The 6828-nt window shown below is 68.0% G+C and carries 8 protein-coding genes; 6 read left to right on the forward strand and 2 right to left on the reverse strand.

Features of this window, described 5'->3' with window-relative positions:
• Window positions 1-69 precede the first annotated feature (69 nt).
• Together acnA and QH276_RS35180 are read left to right on the forward strand one after the other, a co-directional pair.
• Window positions 70-2595, forward strand: coding sequence for an aconitate hydratase AcnA (acnA, locus tag QH276_RS35175; RefSeq protein WP_280407047.1), 2526 nt, complete (start codon window positions 70-72; stop codon window positions 2593-2595).
• Between the two features lie 287 nt (window positions 2596-2882).
• A complete protein-coding gene (locus QH276_RS35180) occupies window positions 2883-3449 on the forward strand; it encodes a TetR/AcrR family transcriptional regulator (RefSeq protein WP_280400138.1) in 567 nt (188 codons plus the stop codon).
• Window positions 3450-3479: 30 nt separating this feature from the next.
• Here QH276_RS35180 and QH276_RS35185 read toward each other — a convergent pair whose 3' ends face one another.
• Together QH276_RS35185 and QH276_RS35190 are read right to left on the reverse strand one after the other, a co-directional pair.
• Complete coding sequence (locus tag QH276_RS35185; RefSeq protein ID WP_280400137.1) at window positions 3480-3869, reverse strand: MarR family winged helix-turn-helix transcriptional regulator; 390 nt, start codon at window positions 3867-3869, stop codon at window positions 3480-3482.
• Window positions 3844-3984 (reverse strand): hypothetical protein, encoded by a 141-nt coding sequence (locus QH276_RS35190; RefSeq protein WP_280400136.1) that lies wholly within the window; start codon window positions 3982-3984, stop codon window positions 3844-3846. Before QH276_RS35190 ends, QH276_RS35185 begins: the two co-directional genes overlap by 26 nt.
• A 65-nt stretch (window positions 3985-4049) precedes the next feature.
• On the opposite strand from QH276_RS35190, the gene QH276_RS35195 reads away from it, so the two are divergent.
• The 4 genes from QH276_RS35195 (at window position 4050) to QH276_RS35210 (ending at window position 6645) form a co-directional block, all read left to right on the forward strand.
• Window positions 4050-4547, forward strand: a complete 498-nt coding sequence (locus QH276_RS35195; RefSeq protein ID WP_280400135.1) for a cupin domain-containing protein — start codon at window positions 4050-4052, stop codon at window positions 4545-4547.
• Window positions 4548-4586: 39 nt separating this feature from the next.
• Window positions 4587-5003, forward strand: a complete 417-nt coding sequence (locus QH276_RS35200) for an acyl-CoA thioesterase (protein WP_280400134.1) — start codon at window positions 4587-4589, stop codon at window positions 5001-5003.
• Window positions 5004-5233: 230 nt separating this feature from the next.
• Complete coding sequence (locus tag QH276_RS35205) at window positions 5234-5674, forward strand: hypothetical protein (protein ID WP_280400133.1); 441 nt, start codon at window positions 5234-5236, stop codon at window positions 5672-5674.
• Window positions 5675-5685: 11 nt separating this feature from the next.
• Window positions 5686-6645 carry a hypothetical protein gene (locus QH276_RS35210; RefSeq protein WP_280400132.1) on the forward strand — a complete coding sequence of 320 codons (960 nt, stop codon included), beginning with the start codon at window positions 5686-5688 and terminating at the stop codon, window positions 6643-6645.
• Window positions 6646-6828 lie beyond the last annotated feature (183 nt).

The raw sequence follows: 6828 nt of genomic DNA on the forward strand, positions 1-6828 counted from the left end.
CCCCCCTTTATCTTTAACCTTTCCACCGGGGGGGGGGGTGTTATGTTGTAGTCCCCGGGCTCCCCGGGGGTGTTCCACCTCCCCACATTGCGCGCGGCCTCGGCCCCCGGGGGCGGCTACCCGGAGAAGGTCAACCCCCTCTCCCCCGCCGAGATGGTCATCGACCACTCGCTGATTCTCGATGTCTTCGGCCGCGCCGACGCCTTCGAGCGCAATGTCGAACTCGAATACGAGCGCAACGGCGAGCGCTACCAGTTCCTGCGCTGGGGCCAGGGCGCGTTCGACGATTTCAAGGTCGTCCCGCCCGGGACCGGCATCGTCCACCAGGTCAACATCGAGTACCTGGCCCGCACGGTCATGGTCCGCAACGGCCAGGCCTATCCGGACACCTGCGTCGGTACCGACTCGCACACCACCATGGTCAACGGCCTGGGCGTGCTGGGCTGGGGCGTCGGCGGGATCGAGGCCGAGGCCGCCATGCTCGGCCAGCCGGTCTCCATGCTGATCCCGCGTGTGGTGGGCTTCAAACTCACCGGTGAGATCAAGCCCGGTGTCACCGCGACCGATGTGGTGCTCACCGTCACCGATATGCTGCGCAAGCATGGCGTCGTCGGCAAATTCGTCGAGTTCTACGGCCAGGGCGTGGCCGAGGTGCCGCTTGCCAACCGCGCCACCCTGGGCAATATGAGCCCCGAATTCGGCTCCACCGCGGCGATCTTCCCGATCGACGAGGAGACCATCAACTACCTGCGCCTGACCGGCCGCACCGACGAGCAGCTCGCGCTCGTCGAGGCCTACGCCAAGGAGCAGGGCATGTGGCACGACCCGGCCGCCGAGCCCACCTATTCCGAATATCTCGAGCTCGACCTGAGCACCGTGGTGCCGTCCATCGCCGGCCCTAAGCGTCCGCAGGACCGCATCGCGCTGGACGAATCGAAGATCGCGTTCCGCAAGGACATCCACAACTACGTGGAGGATCAGCACCCGACGCCGCACTCCCAGCTGGACGAGGCGGTCGAGGAGTCGTTCCCCGCGTCCGATCCGGCCACGCTGTCCTTCGCCGACGACGGCGCGGTCGATGTGCAGTCCGCGGCCGTCAATTCACAGGGCCGGCCGTCCAAGCCGATCCGGGTCGTCTCCGAAGAGCGCGGCGAGTTCATCCTCGATCACGGTGCGGTCGCGGTCGCGGGTATCACCTCCTGCACCAACACCTCCAACCCGTCGGTCATGATCGGTGCCGCGCTGCTGGCCCGTAACGCGGTGGAGAAGGGCCTGACCAGCAAGCCGTGGGTCAAGACCAACATGGCCCCGGGTTCGCAGGTCGTCACCGACTACTACGAGAAGGCCGGTCTGTGGCCCTACCTGGAGAAGCTCGGCTTCCACCTGGGTGGCTACGGCTGCACCACCTGCATCGGTAACACCGGCCCGCTGCCGGAGGAGATCTCCAAGGCGGTCAACGAAAACGACCTCACCGTCACCGCGGTGCTGTCGGGTAACCGCAACTTCGAGGGCCGCATCTCTCCCGATGTGAAGATGAACTACCTGGCCTCGCCGCCGCTGGTCATCGCCTACGCGCTCGCGGGCACCATGGACTTCGATTTCGAGACCGATGCGCTGGGCAACGACCCGCAGGGCAACCCGGTGTATCTGCGCGATATCTGGCCCTCGGCCCAGGAGATCGACGACACCATCAAGTCGGCGATCAACCAGGAGATGTTCACCAAGTCCTACGCCGATGTCTTCAAGGGCGACGAGCGGTGGCGCAGCCTGCCCACCCCGGAGGGCAACACCTTCGAGTGGAAGGACGATTCCACCTACGTCCGCAAGGCGCCGTACTTCGACGGGATGGGCCTCGAGCCGGAGCCCGTCTCCGATATCAAGGGCGCGCGCGTGCTGGCGCTGCTGGGTGATTCGGTCACCACCGACCACATCTCCCCCGCCGGTGCCATCAAACCGGGCACCCCGGCCGCCGACTACCTCGATTCGCACGGTGTGGCCCGCAAGGATTACAACTCCCTGGGCTCGCGGCGCGGTAACCACGAGGTGATGATCCGCGGCACCTTCGCCAACATCCGGCTGCGCAATCAGCTCCTCGACGATGTCTCGGGCGGCTACACCCGCGACTTCACCCAGGACGGCGGCCCGCAGGCGTTCATCTACGACGCCTCGCAGAACTACCAGAAGGCGGGTATCCCGCTGGTCGTGCTCGGCGGTAAGGAGTACGGCTCCGGTTCGTCGCGCGACTGGGCGGCCAAGGGCACCCGCCTGCTGGGCGTGAAGGCCGTGATCGTCGAATCGTTCGAGCGGATCCACCGTTCGAATCTGATCGGCATGGGCGTGATCCCGCTGCAGTTCCCCGAGGGCGAATCGGCCAAATCGCTGGGCCTGACCGGGACCGAGATCTTCGATATCACGGGTATCGAGGAGCTCAACTCCGGCACCACCCCGGCCACGGTCCACGTCACGGCGACCAAGGACGACGGGTCGAAGGTGGAGTTCGACGCGGTGGTCCGGATCGACACCCCCGGTGAGGCGGATTATTACCGCAACGGCGGCATTCTGCAGTACGTGCTGCGGAATATGATCCGAGGCTGAGCGAACACACCGATCCGGGGCGTTACCCACCGCGCGCCGGGCTTCGGGACCCAGGGCCGTCCGCCCATCGTTCCCGAGTTCGGCGCGCGGCACCCGGCTTCGGTACCGGTCGCCGCGACACGGATCCGGGCGGTGCGAACCGCTCCCGGTGCGCCGACCGGCCCGTACGAGAGCACAGAGCAGACAACGGGTTTCCCCGCCCCGGTCCCGGCCGCGGCGGGGTTGCGCGTATCTGTGACCATCGCCCGCGTTTCGTGTCCACCCCACCCCGCTGTGGAGGAGAGTTCATGCCCAAGGTCAGCGACGATCATCTGGCCGCCCGGCGCACACAGATACTCGACGGCGCGCGCCGCTGTTTCGCCGAGTTCGGGTACGAGGGCGCCACCGTGCGCCGCCTCGAGGACGCCATCGGCCTGTCCCGGGGCGCGATCTTCCATCACTTCCGCGACAAGGACGCGCTTTTCCTCGCCCTCGCCCAGGAGGATGCCGAGCGGATGGCGGAGGTCGCGGCCAATCAAGGCATCGTGCAGGTCATGCGGGATATGCTCGCCGACCCGCAGGAGTACAACTGGCTCGGCACCCGGCTCGAGATCGCCCGGCGGCTGCGCACCGATCCGGAGTTCCGCGCGGGCTGGACCCAGCGCTCGGCCGAACTCACCGCGGCGACCCTGGCCCGTCTCGAACGGCGAAAAGCCGCGGGCGCACTGCGCAACGATGTGCCGACCGATGTGCTGCTGGGCTATCTCGACCTGGTGCTCGACGGTCTCATCGCCCGGATCGCGTCCGGGCACACCAACGAAAACCTCACCGCGGTCCTGGATCTCGTGGAGGCCTCGGTCCGCCGCCGCCCCTGACCGGGCGAGCGGCCGCGGCAGCACAACCACTCACGGCGATTCCAGCGCACCGAGTAATTTTCCGGTGAGCCGATCCAGTTCCCGCCGTTCGGGTTCGGTGAGTGCCGCGAGCATCCGGCTCTCGTTCGCGGTATGCGCGGTGACCACGGTGTCGACCAGTTCCCGGCCCGCCGCCGTCAACGCGACCCGGACCGCCCGGCGGTCGGTCGCGTCGGCGGTCCGGCATATATAACCCACCGATTCCAGCCGGTCGAGGCGCCCGGTCATTCCCGCGCGCGAGAGCATGAGTGTTTCGGCGAGCGTGGACGGGTTCAGTTCGAACGGCGCTCCGGAACGGCGCAGCGCCGCCAGGACATCGAATTCCCCGCTGCGCAGACCGTACGCGGCGAACACCTCATCGATCCGGCGCCGGGCGACCATGGCCAGCCGCCCCAAACCTGCCGAACACGACCATGGCGGCCAGATCGAGATCGGGACGTTCGCGCCGCCACTGCTCTTCGATGGCGGCGATCGGGTCGGAGGCCGGTTCACTCATGGACAGCAGTCTATTCGCTGGCATATTCGATAGCGAACTATATGCCAGCGAATCAAAGGGGAGTCATGACCACCACACCGCGTCCCGTCGCGATCCGGCAGCCCGCCGACGCGGAGACGCTGCACACCGGATCGGCCACCCTGCGGCTGCTCATCGATGCCGGCGAGGCATACGGGTCCCTCAGCACCCTCGAAGTGACCCTCGCTCCCGGCGCCGACGGCGCGAGTCCGCATTTCCACATCCGCTCCGACGAACTGTTCTACGTCGCCGACGGCCGGCTGCAACTCCTGGCGGGCGAGAAGATCACCACCGTCGGCGCCGGTGGCGCCGTCGTGGTACCGCGCCGGACCGTGCACGCCTTCGGCGCCGCGCCCGGTACCGGCGCCCGCGTCCTCATCGCGCTCACCCCGGGCGTACAGCGTTTCGAATACTTCCGCCTGCTCGAGCGGATCGCCCGGGGCGAGGCCACTCTCGACGAACTCGCCGCCACCCAGGACGAGTTCGACAACCATTTCACCGACGCGCCGCTGTGGTGGCGCGAGCGCGCCGCCCAGCGGAGCTGAACCGGGAACAACGACCCACCCGGCCGGGTTCGCACCGGCATGACCTTCTCCGTACCGCTGACCGTTCGCAGTTATGAACTCGATGCCCTGGGCCATGTGAATCAAGCCGTGTACCACCAGTACGCCGAGCACGCCCGCTCGGAATTCCTGCTGGCGGCCGGACTGCGCCCGGACAAGATGCTCGCCGCGCGGGTGGGCACAGTGGTGCTGGAAACCACCATCAAATACCGGCGGGAACTGCGGGGTGGCGACCGGATCACCGTATCGTGCGGGATCGTCTGGGGCACCGGCAAGACGTTCCGGATCCAGCAGGAGATCGTCCGCACCGACGGCACCCTCTCGGCGGAGATCGCGGTGATCGGCGGCCTGCTGGATCTCGACGCCCGGCGGCTGCTCGACGACCCGGCCGGCCGATTGCGCGGACTGGCGACCGAACCCGGCCTGCTCGGCGGGTGAATTCCGCCACCGATCCGGCAATCCGCCGGGCAGCCTCCGGCAAACATTGTTCGCTCCGGCACCGGGCACCTAATTTTCGGAAAACTTCCGCCCCAGGAATTTTTGCGGAAACAAGATCAGCGCCGGGACCGGTGGAATCCGGCGATACCGGCTGCCCTTGCCGGTGGGCAGCGTTATGATCCGGACGCGCTCGGGGCGTGGCACACTGCGAGCTAGATCGGAGAAATCAGATGACCGATGCCCTCCATCCCGTCGGCACAACGCAATCCGACGCTGTCGCCACCCTGATGGGTGTCGTCGTCGGCGAATCCGATTGCGCCATCCGGGTTCGGGTTGCGGACGGGACATGGACTTTCCAGCGCCGGGATGTGCTCGCCGTCCGGCCGCACGGTGACCAGGAGCCCGCGCACGCGGTCCTGGTCGACATCAGGCCGGGAACGACGGCCGATTTCACCCGTAGCATGCGGATCGATGTGGGGGAACGGCCGCTGACCCTGGCGACGCCCGCGTCGCCGGCCTTCGGTGAGGCGCAACTACACCGGCTCACCGAATCGTGGGCGGCACGACTACACCTCACCGAACTCCCGGCCCACACCGCCGCGTTCACCTGGGCACAGACCCGGTCCCGCACCGATACCGATGAGGCAATCCACAGCGACAGCCTCGACTGAGCGGCAGACCGATGGTCACCGGTGCGGGGTCGGTTCTCATCGTCTCCGAAACCGAGGATCTGCATGCCGCGGCCCTGCAGGCCGTGCTGCGAGATCGGTACGCGATCAACCCACTCCGGCTCGACCTGCGCGACTTCCCCGGTGAACCGGGAAGTTTCCGGCTCGGCGATTCCGGTCCCCGGCGGGAGCTGGCCGGCCGGACCGGGCTCGACGAGGTCCGGGCGGTGTGGTGGCGGCGGCCGCATCCGAGCCGCGTGCCGGCCGGTGCCCGCGCCGACGACGACGCCTACCGGCAGGCCGAATGCGACGCCTTCACGCAGGGTCTGCTGTGGTCGCTGCCGGCGCGATGGGTCAACGATCCCGGCCGGGACCGGATCGCCCACCGCAAGATCGTGCAATTGACCGCGGCCCGCCGGGCCGGATGCGCCGTACCGGAGACGCTGATCACCAACGATCCCGGCCGGGCCCGGGAATTCATCGAACACTGCGCCGGCCCGGTGGTTTTCAAGCGCACCGGAACATCGCGGGCGGAATTCGCCGAGACGCGGCTGGTCGAACTCGCCGATTTGGACCGGCTCGGCGCGATCCGCTGGGCGCCGACCATCTTCCAGCGCTATATCGATCCCGCCTGCGATCTGCGGGTGGTGTGGGTGGGCGGCCGGGAATGGGCCGTCCGGATCGATTCCCGATCGGGCGCGGGACGGGTCGATTCCCGGCTGGACGTCTCCGTGGACTTCGCTCCCACCCGGCTCCCACCACCGGTCAGCGCCGCGCTCGCGGCCCTGATGGACGCCCTGGGCCTCGTTTTCGGCGTGCTGGATCTACGAGTCGGTCTCGACGGCGAGCATTACTTCCTCGAGGTCAACCCGCAAGGCCAGTTCGCTTACCTGGAGATCAAGACCGGATTACCGATCTTCGCGAGCCTCGCCGGTCTCCTGGTCGATGGTGACGGCGCCGTATCCGGGTGGTGACCGGCGGTCCCACAGCCCGCCCGGGCGCACCGCTGGCCGCGCCGCCGGTCGAACTCCGGCGGCGGGAAACCAGCCGGCGGAGGCGGGTACGCGACAGGAGTCGGAACGCTCGCCGGCGCCGGTGCCGATGCGCATCGAGCGGATACGGGAGGTGCCGGAGGACGGACCGCCACGGCTGGACCC

Source organism: Nocardia carnea (assembly GCF_029869215.1).
Lineage (GTDB): Bacteria > Actinomycetota > Actinomycetes > Mycobacteriales > Mycobacteriaceae > Nocardia > Nocardia carnea_B.